This is a genomic window from Eubacterium sp. 1001713B170207_170306_E7 (assembly GCF_015547515.1).
GTDB lineage: Bacteria > Bacillota > Clostridia > Eubacteriales > Eubacteriaceae > Eubacterium.
In genome coordinates this window covers 17,294-34,161 of sequence record NZ_JADMVE010000001.1, presented here as the reverse complement: position 1 = coordinate 34,161, position 16,868 = coordinate 17,294, and the positions used below count along the sequence as shown (strand labels likewise).

Genomic DNA, 16,868 nt, shown 5'->3' with positions numbered 1-16,868 from the left:
TTCCGGATTTTTTTATGGTATAATCATTCTACAATCCATAAAAAGCAAGGAAGTTTTATGAAACAATATACCATTGATGAAAACTCAGGAAACCAGCGTCTTGACCGGTACCTGTCCAAGCTGATGCCCCAGGCGGACAGAAACTTTCTGCAAAAGATGCTGCGCAAAAAAAGAATCAAGCTCAACGGCGGCCGAGCCGAGCCTAAGGATACAGTCCACAGCGGCGATACGGTTCAGGTTTATTTTTCCGACGAAACCATTGAAGGCTTTCAGGAAAAAAAATCCCAGCGTCATTTTGATCTGACACCGGAAATCAAAAAAATATTTGAGCCGCCAGTCTATGAAGACGACCATCTGTTAGTCATCAACAAGCCCGCGGGCCTTTTAAGCCAGGCCGATGCCTCCGGCGATATTTCACTGATCGACGCGGCCCGGACCTACCAGAAAAAAAACGCAGCTGACAACACAGAAGCTTTTGAAGTCGTCATTTCCAACCGGCTTGACCGCAATACCAGCGGCATTATCCTTATGCCAAAGGATTACCCGACCCTGCAGGCTGTTAACGCCGCCATCCGGGAGCGCCAGGCCTTAAAGGAATACCATACCATTGTATCCGGCGTGCTGGACACTCCCGGCACCCTTACCGGCTTTTTGGCAAAGGATACCGGTGAAAACAAATCCACCATTGTCAACCAGGCGGAAAAGGGCGCCAAAGAGGTCCGGATGGACTACCGTCCCCTCGCGGACAACGGTAAATTCACGCTTCTGGAGGTCACCCTGCACACCGGCCGCTCTCATCAGATCCGTTCTCAGCTCGCCAACTTCGGCTTTCCAGTCATTGGCGACCACAAGTATGGCGACGCCGCTGTGAACCGTCAGTTCATTCAAAAATACAAGCTGAAACACCATCTGCTCCACAGCCGCCACTATGCCATAAAAACCCTTGATTATGACTTCACAGCACCTTATCCGGCGTTGTTTAAGCAGCTTTTAAGGGATCTCAAACTGGACAGGGAGGCACTGTAGCATGGGGTACTGGCACAGCCGCGGCCTGCGCGGCAGTTATCTTGAAGAATGTATTAACCAGACCAACAAAATCTACCTTGAGCAGGGGCTGGCCGTTGTCCAGAAGCTTCCAACCGCCATCAAGCCCATCGAGCTGGACCCGGGCAAGGGCACCATCAAGCTGGCTTATTTTGAGGAAAAAAGCACGGTCGACTACATGGGCAATGTCCAGGGTATTCCCATCTGCTTTGACGCCAAGGAAACCAACCAGAAGCGGCTGCCCATCGCCAATATTCACGAGCACCAGATCGAGTTCATGGACGCTTTTAACCGGCAGGAGGGCTTGTCTTTTCTCATCGTTTGGTTTAAACTATTTGATGAACACTACTTATTGCCCTACGAGACCCTAAAGGCCTACTGGGACGCGGCCAAAAAAGACGGGCGCAAGTCCATTCCCTACGCCGCCTTTGATAAAAAATATCAGATTCATCCCTGCGGCAATATTTTGGTACACTACCTTGAGACGCTTAACGTCTACTTAAATAATAAAGGAGAAACATTATGAAAAAAATCGCAAGCTTTACCGTTAACCATATTGATTTATTGCGCGGGATTTACGTTTCCCGAAAAGACTACTGCGGCGACGACTGTATCACCACCTTTGATATCCGCATGAAGGAGCCCAACCGCGAACCGGTCATCAATACCGCTGAGCTTCACACCATTGAACACCTTGGCGCCACCTATCTGCGCAATGACCCTGAGCTCAGCGAAAAGATTGTCTATTTTGGACCCATGGGCTGCCGCACCGGCTATTACCTGCTGATGAAGGGCGATCTTAGCTCAAAGGACGTCGCACCGCTGGTAACAGACCTGTTTAAGTTTATGGCTGATTTTGAGGGCGATGTGCCCGGCGCTGCACCGAGAGACTGCGGCAATTACCTGGACATGAACCTGGGAATGGCAAAATACGAGTCCAGAAAGTTTCTGGATGAGGTCTTAATGAACCTGACCGACGCCAATCTTATTTACCCCGAATAAACTTTACAAGATGCTTTCTGCGGGCCGCTGATGTAAACCAGCCGCCCGTTTTTTAATGAACGCCTGGTAAAAGAACCCTGAAACGCTTTGACAACAGTAAAATTTTGCGCTTAAATTAAAAAATATTGCAACCGGTTAAAAACTGTGCTATAGTAAATTCATACCAGCGGTCAGGCTGTCCGAGAGGCTTCGCGCCAATCCTAAGCAATGCCGCCGGTTTTACAAAAGTATCGTGCTGAAGGTAAGGGATTTCCCAAACCGCGAAGGCGGGCAGATAACCACGGGTTGCCAATGTGATCATTTTTATTGAAACCAGGCAGGCCTTATTTTGTTATGGTCGCTCCCTGAGCCTTTTTTCGGCACAGGGAGCTTTTTGCATTTTGATACTTTTACATCACCAGGAAAGGAAGATGCTATGGAAACACGAATCGCATTAATCGGAATCATTGTTGAAAACCCCGAATCGGTAGAAAGCCTTAACGCCATTTTACATGATTACTCGGAGTTCATTATCGGCAGAATGGGCATTCCCTATAAGCAGCGCGGCGTATCCGTTATCAGCGTGATTGTCGACGCGCCCACGGATGTAATCAGTGCATTATCCGGCAAGCTGGGCATGCTGCCCAATGTCAACGCCAAGACGGTTTATTCTAAATTGCCATCGCAGTAAATCGTAAAGGATGAAAAATTTAATCTGCAAGCTGGAAAAAAACGCGTCGCTTGAAAAAACAGAATGGATTGATCTGATTGCCGGACAGACGCCGGAGCTTTCCGCCTTTCTCTTTGAGAAAGCCCGCCGCCAGGCCCAAAAGTATTACGGCAACCGGATTTATACCCGCGGGCTCATTGAATTCACAAATTACTGTAAAAACGATTGCTATTACTGCGGGATCCGCAGAAGCAACGCCTGTGCGAAACGCTACCGGCTTTCCGGAGCCGACATCATGGACTGCTGTGCCGCAGGCTACAAGCTGGGCTTCAGGACCTTTGTCCTCCAGGGCGGCGAGGACCCCTGGTTTAACGATGACCGGATGACCCGCATTGTCGCGCGTATCCGCCAGGCTTATCCCGACTGCGCCATTACCCTGTCCTTGGGCGAACGCAGCCCGGAATCCTATCGCCAGCTCTACGACGCCGGCGCGAACCGTTACCTCTTACGACATGAAACCGCCGACTTTTCCCATTACCGCACGCTGCACCCAGAGGCACTTTCTCCCGAAACGCGCCAGAGCTGCCTGCGCAGCCTTAAGGCGATCGGGTATCAGGTCGGCACGGGCATGATGGTCGGCTCACCCGGACAGACCGCCGGACATCTGGCCGAGGATCTTTTATTCATAAAGTCACTGGAGCCGGCCATGGTGGGGATCGGGCCCTTTATTCCCCAAAAGGATACCCCTTTTGGTACAGAAAAGCCGGGCACGCTTGAGCAGACCCTGTTTTTAATCGGGCTGATCCGGCTCATGCTGCCCAATGCCCTGATACCGGCGACCACAGCCCTTGGCACCATTGATCCAAACGGCCGTGAAAAGGGTGTGCTGGCAGGCGCCAACGTGGTAATGCCCAACCTTTCACCCCTTTCGGTAAGAAAAAAATATGCCCTGTATGACCATAAAATCTGTACCGGAGACGAGGCCGCCGAGTGCCGCTCCTGTCTTGAGCGGCGTATGCGGCGGATCGGCTTTGAGTTAGCCACAGACCGCGGCGACGCGGTAAAAAAATAACTTTAGTTAAGGAAGTATCAAAATGTATAATAAGGAATCATTAACCGCAACCGAATTCATTAACCATGAAGAAATTTTAGAAACCCTTGCCTATGCAAAAGCCAACAAAAATAACCGGGAGCTCATCGACAGCCTCATCGAACGCGCAAGGGACTGTAAGGGGCTGACCCACCGTGAAGCCGCTGTCTTACTGGAATGTGACCTCGCGGACGAAAATGAGAAAATGTATTCCCTCGCCAAGGAAATCAAGCAGCAATTCTACGGCAACCGCATCGTCATGTTCGCCCCCCTTTACCTTTCAAACTACTGCGTGAACGGCTGTGTCTACTGCCCTTATCACCGTCAGAACAAGCATATCCGCCGAAAAAAGCTGACCCAGGAAGAAATACGCAATGAAGTCATTGCCCTTCAGGACATGGGCCACAAACGTTTGGCGCTGGAAACCGGCGAAGACCCGGCTAACAATCCCATCGAATATGTGCTGGAAAGCATCGAGACCATTTACGGTATCAAGCATAAAAACGGCGCGATCCGCCGTGTGAATGTCAATATTGCCGCGACCACCGTGGAAAACTATAAAAAGCTCAAGGACGCCGGCATCGGAACTTATATTTTATTCCAGGAAACCTACCATAAGGAAAACTACGAAAAGCTTCATCCCACGGGGCCAAAGCATGACTACGCCTACCACACCGAAGCCATGGACCGTGCCATGGACGGCGGCATTGACGATGTGGGGATCGGCGTTTTATTTGGGCTCAATATGTACCGGTATGACTTTGTAGGCCTCTTAATGCACGCCGAGCATCTGGAAGCCGCAAAGGGCGTTGGGCCGCACACGATCTCTGTGCCACGTATCCGTTCGGCAGACGATATTGATCCGGATTCCTTCTCCGACGCCATTTCTGACGAAATCTTCCAGAAAATCGTCGCGGTGCTGCGCATTGCCATGCCCTACACCGGCATGATTATTTCGACCCGCGAATCCCAGAAAACCCGTGAAAAGGTTCTGGATCTGGGCATCTCCCAGATCAGCGGCGGCTCCAGCACTTCAGTCGGCGGCTATGTCGAGCCTGAAAAGGAAGAGGACAATTCCGCCCAGTTTGACGTCAGCGATACCCGTACCCTTGATGAAGTGGTAAACTGGCTGCTGCGGCTAGGCTATATTCCAAGCTTCTGCACAGCCTGCTACCGTGAAGGGCGCACCGGAGACCGGTTTATGAGCCTGGTGAAATCCGGCCAGATTGCCAACTGCTGCCAGCCCAACGCGTTGATGACCCTGAAGGAATACCTTGAGGATTACGCCAGCCCAGATACGCGGGCCAAGGGCGAATTTGTCATTAATGAGGAATTAAGGGAGATTCCAAAGGAAAAGGTACGGACCATCGCTCTGGAAAATCTCAAAGCCATTTCTGAGGGCAAACGGGACTTCCGTTTCTGAGCCTTTTGCCAGACACTGAAAAAGGAGTACTTATGAGTTTAACATCCACCCCCCGCGCCAACCGGCTGCATATCGGTATCTACGGGAAACGCAACAGCGGTAAATCTTCATTAATCAACGCCCTGACCGGTCAAAAAATCGCACTGGTATCGGATGTGGCCGGCACCACCGCTGATCCTGTTTACAAATATATGGAAATCCACGGCATCGGGCCCTGTATGTTTATCGACACTGCCGGGTTCGACGACGTCGGTGAGCTTGGTGAAATGCGCGTTGGACAGACCCGCAAGGCCATGGACAAAACGGATATTGCCCTTGTGGTCTGGGGCGATACCCGTAGCGAGGAAGAATATGACTGGATCGAAGCCTTTAAAAAGCGCAGCACGCCGGTTATTCCCGTTATCAACAAATCGGATATCCTAACAGACATTGAGCCGCTGGCCCAGGAAATCGAGAGCCGGCTGGGCGTACCGCCTCTGGTTGTCAGCGCGAAAACAAGTGACGGTATGGACCGTATACGGGAAGCCCTGATCCGTTCCCTGCCCAGGGACTATGAGGCTGAGAGCATTACCGGCCGCCTGTGCGCAGACGGCGATCTGGTCATGCTGGTCATGCCGCAGGACACCCAGGCCCCCAAGGGACGGCTCATTCTGCCGCAGGTACAGACGATCCGTGAGCTTTTGGATAAAAAGTGTATTGTCCACTGCGTTACCGCTGACCGGCTCAATGAAGCCATGGCCTGTCTGGCAGACCCGCCCAGGCTCATTATCACAGATTCTCAGGTTTTTAAAGCCGTTTATGACAAAAAGCCCCCTGAAAGCAAGCTCACGTCCTTTTCTGTGCTGTTTGCGGCTTATAAGGGGGATCTGGATTATTTTGTTGCCGGGGCCAGGGCCCTTGACCGCCTGACGGAAAACTCCCGGATTCTCATTGCGGAGGCCTGTACCCACGCGCCCCTGGAAGAGGATATCGGCCGTGAAAAAATCCCGAATATGCTCAGAAAGCGTGTCGGCAAGGGACTGAGTGTGGACGTCGCAGCCGGAAATGATTTTCCGGCAGACCTGACCCCCTATGACCTGGTCATTCACTGCGGCGGCTGTATGTTTAACCGCAAGCATGTGCTTTCCCGGGTCGAGAGCGCCCGCAGCCAGGGCGTACCCATGTGTAACTACGGCGTGGCCATCGCCCATTTGTCCGGTATTTTAGATAAAATTGACCTGAAATAAAATAAAGGAGGGACTGCCGGCATTCCGCGGACAGTCCCTCCTTTGCGTTGATCCGTGATAGCCGAAACCCTCTGTCACACAAACTCAGCAATCACGATCTCATTTCCCTCAATATCGCTTAAGCGAACTTCGTAAGTTCCCCAATCATACCGAATGGCTTCTGACAACGGAACGCCTTTTTCCTTTAAGCATTCCATTGTTAAATCAAGGGCGTTAGTTCGGAATACAAAGGACTGGTGTCCGGTCGGCTGTACGCCGCATTTTTGGCAGTCCCATATACAAAGCGTGGGCGCGTTTTCCATAAAGCCAAAATAAACCCCGTTTGAGTGGTCATCATCGGTTTTAATAACGGGGATTTCCAGCATTTTTTCGTAGAACGCAATCATTTCTTCCGCCTGTTCAGAAAAAATATTTGTGCAGTAGTATCCTGTGATCATCTTCTCACCATCCAATAAGTATTTTTCATCCAAACCTAAAATCTTAATAATCTTCTTTTGTTCCCTTTAGCCGACCAAGACAGCTTTTACCAATACAGCGTAGCGCTCACCATAGGCCTGCACCTCACTCCGGGCCATTGTGGTGCGAAGCCGGCAACTGTGTTGCTCCTATTCTACCATAAAGTGACTATTCTGTCGATTCTGTTGTTTCCTCTCTCCCCGCATGACGCTGATAGAAAAACCATTTTCCACACCCCGGCAAAATTGCCTGAAAGTCTTTTCACCGGCTGAAAATCCAACATAACGGAATCGGGATTGAATGGCCGGACACCAACGAAACAAACGACAAAACGGCATAGTCCTAATGGACTATGCCGCGTGCGGTGACAAGCGTTCTTTTTTACCGGTTTAATCCTTCTTTTTAAGCAGCTCCCAGAATTCCTCTTCTTCAAGAGGCTTGGAGTAGTAATAGCCCTGGACATAATCTGCGCCGCAGCGAATCATCCAATTCAGGTCTTTTTCGGTTTCGACCCTTTCGGCAACAACCCTGACCTCTCTGATCTTGATCATTTCAATCATTTTCCTGACAAACTCAAACTGCTCCTGATTCTGCTGCACCTGCTGCACCAAACGGTGGTCCAGCTTAACAAAGGCAAAGGGGACCTGCGAAAAATAGGAAATGCTGCCCTCACCCGAGCCAAAATTGTCCATGATAATACAAATGCCGGCCGCGTGCATCTGGTTTAGCACATCGATGGCCGCCGGGAAGGACTGCAGCAGCAGGGCTTCGGTAATCTCAACACAAATCTGGTCCGGTGTAATACCGGATTCTCGAATAATGTTTAACGTCTTTTTCCCATAATTCTGATCTACCAGCTGCTGAACCGACAGGTTCACTGTAATGCTCTCAATGCTTGTTCCCTGGTCAGACAGAAACTTCATGGTCTGGCAGGCCTTTGACAGCACCAGCTCGCCGACTTCTGTGACCAGATTGTGCTTTTCAGCAATCCGGATCGCCTCATAGGGCGGGATGTACTGCCCGTTTTCATCCTGAAGCCGCATCAGGGCTTCGGCCATTGTGTAGCACTGTTTCCGGTAATTATAAACCGGCTGGTACCAAACGTCGAAATCCTGAAGTTCAATCTGCCTGTTCAGCAGCTCAAGAATTTTCTTCTCACGCTCCATGTCGTTAAACACAGCCTGATTATAAACGACAGCGCTTTCCTCACTGTATTTTTTGGAAAAGCTGAGCGCATGCCAGAGGTTGATCACCAGGTCCTTGGCATTGCCGCCATGCTCGGGGTAACGGCAGATGCCGATCTTATATTTAAGCTGAAAGCTTGCCGCTCCAACGGTTATCTCCGAATCCATTAGCTTTTGAAGCTCAAGCTGTATTCCGTCGTCACCATCCTGCATGGCGTTAATGCCCATAAAGCGGTCGCCGTAAACGTGATAACTCCGGTCGCCAAAAATCTTTTCAAGCCCCTGGCTGATGCTTAAAAGAATCGCATTGCCCGTCTCAACTGAAAAAATACGATTATATTTTCCAAAATCTGCCACATCGAGCATATAAATGGTAAAGGGTTCCTTTTTACGGATCAGCCGCTGAATATCCTGATAGCCTTTTGAAAAATTGGCCACACTCAGATGAAAATCCTCAAAGGCGGCCTTTTCAAGCTTTTTACAATAGCTTGACAGGCTGTCGGAAAGGGCGTTCAGGTCATGATCATTGTACTGTCCAAAGTCGAGTTCCTCCTCGCCGTCAGACATCCGCTGGCACCGTTCCCGCATTTCCCGCAGCGGACGTTTCATCCGGCTGTAAAAGAGATAAAGCGCGAACCCAAAAACAAGCAGCAGGATGATGGTCAAAACAATCTGATAAGCCGAGTATTCCAGTACTGTCCGGAAGATTGTGCTGCTGTTCACCGAGGTCATAAGAGCCATGGGGTATCGCGTATCTCTGACCACGAAGCCCAGCATTCTTTGCCCGTCAGGGTTAAAATAGGTAAAAGATTCCTGCTTGTTCTCCGTTTCAATCATTCCCTCCAGCAGGCCGGAGCAGCTATTGATTTTTTCATTGGCTTTGCTGAGACTGAGGTCCCCTTTCGTGGCGACCGGCATCCAGCTGTCGCTGTCAAACAGAACAGCGCCCCACTCATTTTCATCGTCAGGCAGGTTGATAAAATCGTTGTCGTAATACAGGCTGACACAGCCAAGATAGGTGCCGCCCTCCGACCAGACCGGTGCGCATACTTCCACCACCGCTTCATTTTTGTAAGTGGTGAAGCACACCCGGTAGGGTTCATTCTGAAAAGAATCGGGGTTATTTTCTGTCGTGCCCATATCCAGCTCATCCACAAACTGCAGCTCAGTATTTTTAAGATAAGCCTGGTTGTCCTTTCCTAAAACACGTATGCCGACATAGTTTGGCATAAGCTTAACCGCCTCTTCGACCACATGGATGGCTTCTTTTTCCTGAGCTTCGCTGGCAGCGATACCGGTTCCGCTCTCCAATAATGTAGCAATGCTTTTGCTATTACTGAGATAAAGGGTTTCATCACCCAGGTGGTCAATGGTATCCGCGAGCATCGCTTCCGACGTTTCTGTCTGGCGTCTGAGGTTATCTTGATAAGTATCCAAGTTAAAAAAGTACGTTAAAACCACGGATCCAATCAACATCGCCACAAATACCAAAATCAGGATGCGCAGAAGTGTGAAATAAAAGCGGTTGCTGTTCTGCTCTTTTGGAGAATGCTTCTGTAAGATTTGACGCTTCATAGTATATCCTTAAACCTTCTACTTTGGGGGTATGGTTTATTATACCATACGGATATACTTATGTCTACCACAGAAAACGGTATGAAATATTTTTGTTCAACAAAAGCTGCACAAGCTAAGCTTTACGGGCATAAAAAAACATTCCGGCATGTGACCGGAATGTTTTATGTTTTCTCAGGACTCTTTCTTCCTGCCCTTTTTATCATCCTTGGTGTCATCTGACCGGCCAAGCATTTTATCAAAAAGACGTTCTAAAAGATCTTTCTTTTTACCCTTGTCTTCAAAGTCCTTGGTACGGCGGTTAATTTTATTGGCCATTCCCTTGGCAATCTGAATGGTTTCAGAGCTTTCGTTTGGCAACAGCGCATTCCACTCTCTGAAAAGCTTGCCGTTTACCGTCATGGCCTCATAGTTGATGGCCAGCACCCGGTACACGTGGTGTCCGTTGTCATGCTCTTTCACCTTGACTCTGGCACGGTTCCAGGAATGGTAACGGCCCATCATATAAGCCTGATCCACACCGATAACAGAGCAATACGGCTTGTTATTGGCTCTCAGACGGAAAGAATTCGGCGCAATCAGCACAAAGATGACCGCAGTGACTGTAAAGAACAGGCCGAAAGCAACCGCCAGCATCTTGCTCTCTGGGCTCAGCAAAAAGAACAGGATGACGGATAAAACAATCACAATTGCCAGTAAAATAAAAAATTTCTTTTTGCTGGCCTTTTTCTGGATTTCGTTGAGCTCGCCAATAAAGCTTTCATACAGAGCATCATCGTAATCCCAACGGATTTTTTCTTCGTCGCTCTTCATGAAATTCTCAAATGCTTTATAGCGTTTGAAATAATACAGGGCATAGAGGATGCCGCCGGCGATCAGGATAATTCCAAAATAATTGCAATAGAACTGGTATGGGCCGATATCCGCCACCATACCAGGTACAAAGACCACCAGGACGCCCAAAACCGACGCGACCAGCGATAAAATAATGTTCAGCTTTAATGGATTTTGAATGTCATTCATACTTACTCCAACCTTTTTTAATTTTTATGCACACCTGTCCTTTATAAAGCTTTAAAGGTTTCCCGAACTTCATTGATCTTGCCGCAGCTCATTGCGCCTTCAGGGCAAGGGCCTTCCACGCAGCGCGGTCCGGCATTTTTAAATAAGATCGGTGCAACCTTGCGGCATTCCACCAGCATGGCGATGGCACAGGCGCGGATTTCCCACTGGGCACGCATGCAGCAGCGCTGGTTAAAGAAATGCAGCAGCTCACGGACATTCATAGTGACCACAATCTTTGTTTCACAGGCGTTTGGCAGCACAAAGCGGGCATCCTCGATCCCTTGCTTTTCAGCCATATTTGCCGCCTGCTTTTCGGATTTTCCTTCAGCCATCAGCTCCTGCTTATGTTTTTCGATGAGCTTTTCAGCGATTACATCATAAGAATGCTGGGCATTTTCCATGGCGCGGATATACTCTTCCTTCGCCTCCGGAATATTCGCAATCTCGTAGGGTACAATATAATTAAACTGTCCCTCGGTGACGTAGCGCTGGGATTTCTGGCTAAAGCTTGCCATCCGGTGGCGGACCAGCTGGTGAGTCAGGGCACGGCTCACCCCTTCGATGGCAAAGGTAAAACTGGCATGTTCGATGGGAGAGGCATGCCCCATATCCATCAGACGGTTTAAAAATTTATCTACATTTTCCGGTGTCAGATCCTCCATTATTTCCGCAGCACCAGCGTGGGAATAACAGAGTTTAGCAGCAGCAGCCACAAGCTTTTCCGGTTCGGGGGTATGCTCGATTAACGTAACACTGAGTTTGGTTTCCATTGTTTTCTCTCCTTTGTTATGAGCGTAGTGATTTTGTCCTGAACAGACAATGCTATTATTATACCATTTATGTGCGCTCCCGCAAAATGAAATATGAAGATAAATTTCATCAGTTAAGATAAATTTTCAGTTCCACAAATTATTCCCTTTTCCCGCCAACTATTTATTAACCCCATTGGTGTGAAAACGTGTATAATAAAAAAAGATTTGGAGGTAGCACCATGTTTAAAGGACAAAAAATCACGCCGGAGCACGATAAAGTATACCGCTATGAAACCGGCGAACGACATAAATACTTAGGGCATTTCTACACCCTTTCGGTTATGCAGACAAACGCATCGCCCAGTGTACGTATCCAGGGCGAAAATATGATCATGGAAGTCAATGATCCGGGCAACCGCAAGCAGAAGGAGCTGGCGCTGGATATGTGGTACCGCGAGCAGGCCCGGGAGGTGTTTGTTCCGATTCTGGCCGAAGCCATCGTAAAGGCCGCAAAATACTGTCTTCAGATGCCGCAGCTCAGAATTTACCGCATGCTGGACCGCTGGGGCTCCTGTTCACCCAAAAGCAAGATCCTGATCCTGAACCTTGAGCTCATTAAGGTTCCTATCCCCTGCATTGAGTACATTGCCCTGCATGAGATGATTCATTTTAAATATCCCAGCCACGATTTTGGCTTTAACTCAGCCCTCGGCAATCTGATGCCGGACTGGAAGCAGCGTGAGGATTTTTTAAACACCTATTATCCGATTTAAGAAAAAAGGGAGGCGCCGTTCAGATGAACGGCCGCCTCCCTTTCTGATTGCTGCCAAAGCTTATTTAAAATCGACCCCCTGGGGCATAATGGCGATCTTGACGCCGGTCATGGCAATGTTGGTTTCCATTGCCTCGGTGGCATGATCCAGATCAAATTTATCGGTTACCAGCAGCTCGACTGGGATATTCATTTCGGCGGCTTTCTTGAAAAAGCCCAGAGTCGTGATGTATTCGTTGGCGCCGTAAACCCAGGACCCAACAAGGTTAATTTCCTTATTGCACAGGTCGAAATGCGGGTTGATGGTACAGTCGCCGTTATCGACAAAGAAGCCCATTTCACAGAATCCGCCGCCGCGGCGCACATATTTAAAGGCGTCGGCCGCCGCTGCCGGGGAGCCGGTGCACTGGAATACAAAATCCGCGCCAAAGCCGCCCGTAAGCGCCTCTACCTTTTTAACACGTTCTTCGATGGTGGTCAGCTCCTTAAAGTTAATGACCTCGGTCGCGCCCATTTTCTTTGCCAGCTCCAACCGTTTGTCAACGCCGTCAACCGCAATGATGTTAACCGTGCCCGCTGCGTTTAACACGGCGGTCATCATCAGCCCAATGGGGCCGCAGCCCTGAACCAAAACCGTTGACGCCATATCAATCAGGTTGAGCTTTTTCGCCCGCTGCAACGCGTGAACAGCCACAGCTGCCGGTTCAATCAGCATTCTCTGATCAACGTTAAATTCATTGACGACAAAAATCGAGGAATCCTTGCGCACCAGAATATGCTCTGCAAACCATCCGTCTAAATGCACATCATCATCGGGGATCAGCCCGTATACGCCCAGGTTTTCACAAAGGTTGGGCACTTCGGGAAAACGTCGGCAGTAGCCGCAGTCGCCGCACAATAGCACCGAGGTAACCACCTTATCCCCCACCTTGATCGGGTCGCCCTTTGTATCAATCTTGACATTTTTCCCAAGCATGACGACTTCGCCGGTGCCTTCATGGCCGAGGGTAACCGGCGCAATGCCAAAGGGGTCCCCCTTGTATTCATGCACGTCCGTTCCGCAGATACCACAGCCTTCAACTTTAACCAGAATTTCATCATCGCCTATGCTGTCCGGCAGAGTAAATTCCTTAATCTCCACCTTTTTAGGTCCCATTAACATTGCGTTTCTTGTCGTTGCCATAATTCTTCCCTCCTTGATTTGAATAATGATGACGTTTAACATCGTCCTTAAATTCATTATATATCCTTTTAAAGCGAAGGCAAGTGACACTTTTACCGGAATGTCACATATGTGACATTCCGGTAAAAGTGTCAAAGTCCGGACCCCGGCCTTGTATCTGGAAAATCTCTGGCTTAATTCAATTCTGAAAGCAGGCCTTTCAGACGTTCGGGCATGGCCTCTGCCAAAAGGCGCGCCATGCCTGCCGGATCGGTCTCAAGCTTGCCGCAGACAAATTCTACTGTCATTTCCATTGATCCCCGGCAGTACATTTCCAACAAAAAACGGACATCCGGGTCCAGAGGCTTGCCTGTTTTTCGGATAATGACAGCCTCATACATTTTGTAGATCAGGTCCATATCGTATTCAAAAAGGGAATTACAGCTGCTGGATTGAAAGGCGGCTCTGAAAAAGATGATATCCTTTAAAATCAAAGTGTACTTTTGGGTTAATCCGTCGATAAGCGTCAAGCTGACGCCCATCTGGCGGATGGTGTTTTTGGCCAGCTTTTCAAAATACCAGTTCACAAGATCATATTTATCAATAAAATGGCGGTAAAAGGTCTGGCGTGTCAGGCCGCAGTGGTCCGTTATCTCCCGTACCGTTATTTTATCCAGGGGCTTTACCGCCGCCAACGCCTTGATGGATTCGGCAAAACGCAGACAGGTTTTTTCATTCGCATTCATTCCCAGCACCTCGCAGCTTTATTTATTTCATTATACATCATGTTTCTAATTTTATACATATAATATTCTTTTGAGAACTAACAAATTTTTACGAATTGCCCTGTCGGCCGCGGCGGGCCGTCGCGTCGCGCTTCTTTACACTATTGTGCTGACACGAAAAATTTAACAAAATGCAATTTTTCATAATTTTCAGCCGAAAATATACCGTTGCAAAAATTCCATTTCAAGGGCAAAAAACATCGATAAAAACGCCGTTTTTGCAAGTTTCATCGTTTTAATTTCATTCAAACAATGTATACAGTATTTTTGATTTAAAGTGAATTTTAAGGTTTATTTTTGATTTGAAAAGTGCTACACTGTAGGCACAGGAAGCCGAAAGGAAGTGTTATTATGAGTACCAAAGAAAAATCAGAAAAAAAATCTGTAATCAGCAGAGATGTTCTGGCAGCAATGTTTAACACCAGTGAATTTAAACAGTATTCCCACGACTGCCGACAGGAAGTTGTGGAATCCCTCGAGGGGCATGATTTCAAAACCCTGCTCGACCTTGACTGCGGCGGCGGTAAGATGCTTGAGCAGCTTTTTGAAACCTTTCCGGACATGGAGGCCTGCGGGTTCGACTATTCCCTGGACCGCCTGAACGGTGCAAAGGAACGTCTGGAGGGCAAAAATGTCTCTTTTAAATTTGGGAACGCCCAGTGCCTGCCTTATGAAGATAACCAGTTTGACGTTGTGGTCAGTACCTCAACCTTCCACCATTATCCCTATCCGGACAATGTCTTAAAGGAAGTACACCGGGTGCTGAAGCCAAAGGGCATCCTGGTCATCTGCGACACCTACCTCGGCGCCACACTGCGCTACCTCAATAACTTCTGTAAACCCATTAACGAGGTTACGGAAATCCGTATGTACTCTGAAAAAGAAATCTGGCAAATGCTTGGCGGAGCTGGCTTTAACGGCATCACCTGGCGCCGTCTCAATAAACACGCTTACCTGGCTAAAGCTGTTGCTTCCGGAATTCCACTCATTGCCTGAGCAGATTTTAATGAATACTGAGTTAATATATTTCCCCTTCGGTCTGTCCGAAGGGGTTTTTTTATTCATCGCCTTCATGGACACCGCGTGAAGCACACCGCGTAAAATGATCTGGCTGATGTTCAGGGCTGCCGCTCGTGCTGCTGTGCAATACGTTGACCCTCCTGCCGTTTTCTGATATAATCTGCAGGTTGGTCTTATTTAAAAGAAATTTTTGCAAAGGAGGACTGTATTGTGCAAAAAAGAGAAACCTTCTCATCCCGTTTGGGATTTCTGCTGATTTCAGCAGGCTGTGCCATCGGTTTGGGAAATGTCTGGCGTTTTCCATATATTGTGGGAAAATACGGCGGCGCTGCTTTTGTTTTACTGTATTTATTGTTTTTATTCATCATGGGCCTGCCGATTATGGTCATGGAATTTTCCGTTGGCCGTGCAAGCCAGAAAAGTATTGCCCGTTCCTTTGATGAGTTAGAGCCTAAGGGGACTAAATGGCATCTTTACAGCTTTTTCGGCATCGCGGGGAACTATCTGCTGATGATGTTTTACACCACCATTGCCGGCTGGCTGCTGCTTTACTTCTTCAAAATGGCTAAGGGGGATTTTGTCGGATTAAATGCCGAAGGGGTTTCCGCCGAGTTTGGAAACCTGATGGGACAGCCTGTCCTGATGACGGTTTTTATGGTAATCGTGGTGCTGATCTGTATGGGGGTGTGCTCCCGCGGACTGCAAAACGGGGTTGAAAAAATCACAAAGGTGATGATGATCTGCCTGTTGGCGGTCATGGTCATTCTGGTCGGACGCGCGGTGACGCTGGACGGTGCGGCCGAGGGCCTGAAATTCTATCTGATGCCGGATTTTAACAACCTGATGTATGACGCCCAGGGCAATATGATTTTGGGTGAAGCCATCTTTGCCGCCATGGGACAGGCGTTCTTTACCCTGTCGCTGGGAATCGGCGCGCTGGCAATATTTGGGAGTTATATCGGAAAGGACCATACGCTGGGCGGCGAAGCCCTTCGTGTGACACTTCTTGATACCGCGGTAGCCATTATGTCTGGGCTGATTATTTTCCCGGCCTGTTTTGCTTTTAATGTGGCGCCCAATGAAGGCCCTGCCCTTATTTTTGTGACACTTCCCAACATTTTTAATGAAATGCCCATGGGTCAGGTCTGGGGGGCGCTGTTCTTTGTCTTTATGAGTTTTGCCGCGCTGTCAACGGTCATCGCTGTGTTTGAAAACATTATTTCTTTCGCCATTGACCGCTGGGGCTTCAGCCGCAAAAAATCCGTTTTGGTCAATCTGGCGGCCATTATCCTGTTATCCATGCCCTGTATCCTGGGCTTTAACGTGCTTTCAGGTTTCGAGCCGCTGGGTCCGGGCACTGGCATTTTAGACCTTGAGGACTTTATCGTCAGCAATAATCTGCTGCCGCTCGGGTCTCTGATTTACCTGCTGTTCTGTGTATCCAAAAAAGGCTGGGGCTGGGACGCCTTTATCACTGAAGCCAATACCGGCAACGGCCTGAAATTTCCAAAGAGTATCCGTTTTTACGTCACATGGATACTTCCCTTTGTAATCCTGTTTATTTTTATTATGGGTTACTTAAATAAATTTGGCATCGGGCTGTAGAGACAAGAAGGCTTACTGCGTTGACACACCTGTTAAAACGTGCTAAAATCAAAATAAT

General features: G+C 48.7%; 16 protein-coding genes. 10 read left to right on the top strand and 6 right to left on the bottom strand.

The annotated features are described in order from the left end of the window. Positions 1-57: 57 nt before the first annotated feature. From I2B62_RS00160 to hydF, 7 genes are all read left to right on the top strand, one after another. Positions 58-1,026, top strand: coding sequence for an RluA family pseudouridine synthase (locus tag I2B62_RS00160; protein WP_195266967.1), 969 nt, complete (start codon positions 58-60; stop codon positions 1,024-1,026). 1 nt (position 1,027) lies between these two features. After that, positions 1,028-1,570: a Holliday junction resolvase RecU gene (locus tag I2B62_RS00155; RefSeq protein ID WP_195266966.1), complete on the top strand. Its 543-nt coding sequence runs from the start codon at positions 1,028-1,030 to the stop codon at positions 1,568-1,570. Further along, positions 1,567-2,046, top strand: a complete 480-nt coding sequence (locus I2B62_RS00150) for an S-ribosylhomocysteine lyase (protein WP_195266965.1) — start codon at positions 1,567-1,569, stop codon at positions 2,044-2,046. Before I2B62_RS00155 ends, I2B62_RS00150 begins: the two co-directional genes overlap by 4 nt. A gap of 415 nt (positions 2,047-2,461) precedes the next feature. Continuing rightward, positions 2,462-2,716 carry a TM1266 family iron-only hydrogenase system putative regulator gene (locus I2B62_RS00145; RefSeq protein WP_195266964.1) on the top strand — a complete coding sequence of 85 codons (255 nt, stop codon included), beginning with the start codon at positions 2,462-2,464 and terminating at the stop codon, positions 2,714-2,716. 10 nt (positions 2,717-2,726) lie between these two features. Then, on the top strand, positions 2,727-3,767 hold the full coding sequence (gene hydE, locus I2B62_RS00140; RefSeq protein ID WP_195266963.1) for a [FeFe] hydrogenase H-cluster radical SAM maturase HydE: 1,041 nt from the start codon (positions 2,727-2,729) through the stop codon (positions 3,765-3,767). 22 nt (positions 3,768-3,789) lie between these two features. Continuing rightward, positions 3,790-5,208 (top strand): [FeFe] hydrogenase H-cluster radical SAM maturase HydG, encoded by a 1,419-nt coding sequence (hydG, locus tag I2B62_RS00135; protein ID WP_195266962.1) that lies wholly within the window; start codon positions 3,790-3,792, stop codon positions 5,206-5,208. A 32-nt stretch (positions 5,209-5,240) separates the two neighbouring features. Next, entirely contained in the window at positions 5,241-6,434 is a 1,194-nt protein-coding gene (gene hydF, locus I2B62_RS00130; RefSeq protein WP_195266961.1) for a [FeFe] hydrogenase H-cluster maturation GTPase HydF, read from the top strand. A 74-nt stretch (positions 6,435-6,508) separates the two neighbouring features. On the opposite strand, the gene I2B62_RS00125 is transcribed toward hydF, so the two are convergent. The 4 genes from I2B62_RS00125 to thyX form a co-directional block, all read right to left on the bottom strand. Beyond that, complete coding sequence (locus tag I2B62_RS00125; RefSeq protein ID WP_243259380.1) at positions 6,509-6,904, bottom strand: VOC family protein; 396 nt, start codon at positions 6,902-6,904, stop codon at positions 6,509-6,511. A gap of 375 nt (positions 6,905-7,279) precedes the next feature. Continuing rightward, on the bottom strand, positions 7,280-9,649 hold the full coding sequence (locus tag I2B62_RS00120; protein ID WP_195266960.1) for an EAL domain-containing protein: 2,370 nt from the start codon (positions 9,647-9,649) through the stop codon (positions 7,280-7,282). Positions 9,650-9,823: 174 nt separating this feature from the next. Next, positions 9,824-10,672: a hypothetical protein gene (locus I2B62_RS00115; protein WP_195266959.1), complete on the bottom strand. Its 849-nt coding sequence runs from the start codon at positions 10,670-10,672 to the stop codon at positions 9,824-9,826. Between the two features lie 41 nt (positions 10,673-10,713). Next, positions 10,714-11,484 (bottom strand): FAD-dependent thymidylate synthase, encoded by a 771-nt coding sequence (gene thyX, locus I2B62_RS00110; protein ID WP_058693900.1) that lies wholly within the window; start codon positions 11,482-11,484, stop codon positions 10,714-10,716. 221 nt (positions 11,485-11,705) lie between these two features. Here thyX and I2B62_RS00105 point away from each other — a divergent pair, with 221 nt between their 5' ends. Further along, the gene (locus I2B62_RS00105) at positions 11,706-12,239 is read left to right on the top strand and encodes a YgjP-like metallopeptidase domain-containing protein (protein WP_195266958.1); all 534 of its coding nucleotides are present in this window, start codon (positions 11,706-11,708) and stop codon (positions 12,237-12,239) included. Between the two features lie 60 nt (positions 12,240-12,299). On the opposite strand, the gene I2B62_RS00100 is transcribed toward I2B62_RS00105, so the two are convergent. Together I2B62_RS00100 and I2B62_RS00095 are read right to left on the bottom strand one after the other, a co-directional pair. Next, positions 12,300-13,421 carry a zinc-binding dehydrogenase gene (locus I2B62_RS00100; RefSeq protein WP_243259379.1) on the bottom strand — a complete coding sequence of 374 codons (1,122 nt, stop codon included), beginning with the start codon at positions 13,419-13,421 and terminating at the stop codon, positions 12,300-12,302. Positions 13,422-13,594: 173 nt separating this feature from the next. Beyond that, a complete protein-coding gene (locus I2B62_RS00095) occupies positions 13,595-14,146 on the bottom strand; it encodes a TetR family transcriptional regulator (RefSeq protein ID WP_195266957.1) in 552 nt (183 codons plus the stop codon). A gap of 390 nt (positions 14,147-14,536) precedes the next feature. Here I2B62_RS00095 and I2B62_RS00090 point away from each other — a divergent pair, with 390 nt between their 5' ends. Further along, positions 14,537-15,181, top strand: coding sequence for a methyltransferase domain-containing protein (locus I2B62_RS00090; protein WP_195266956.1), 645 nt, complete (start codon positions 14,537-14,539; stop codon positions 15,179-15,181). Between the two features lie 234 nt (positions 15,182-15,415). Continuing rightward, positions 15,416-16,810: a sodium-dependent transporter gene (locus I2B62_RS00085; protein ID WP_195266955.1), complete on the top strand. Its 1,395-nt coding sequence runs from the start codon at positions 15,416-15,418 to the stop codon at positions 16,808-16,810. Positions 16,811-16,868 lie beyond the last annotated feature (58 nt).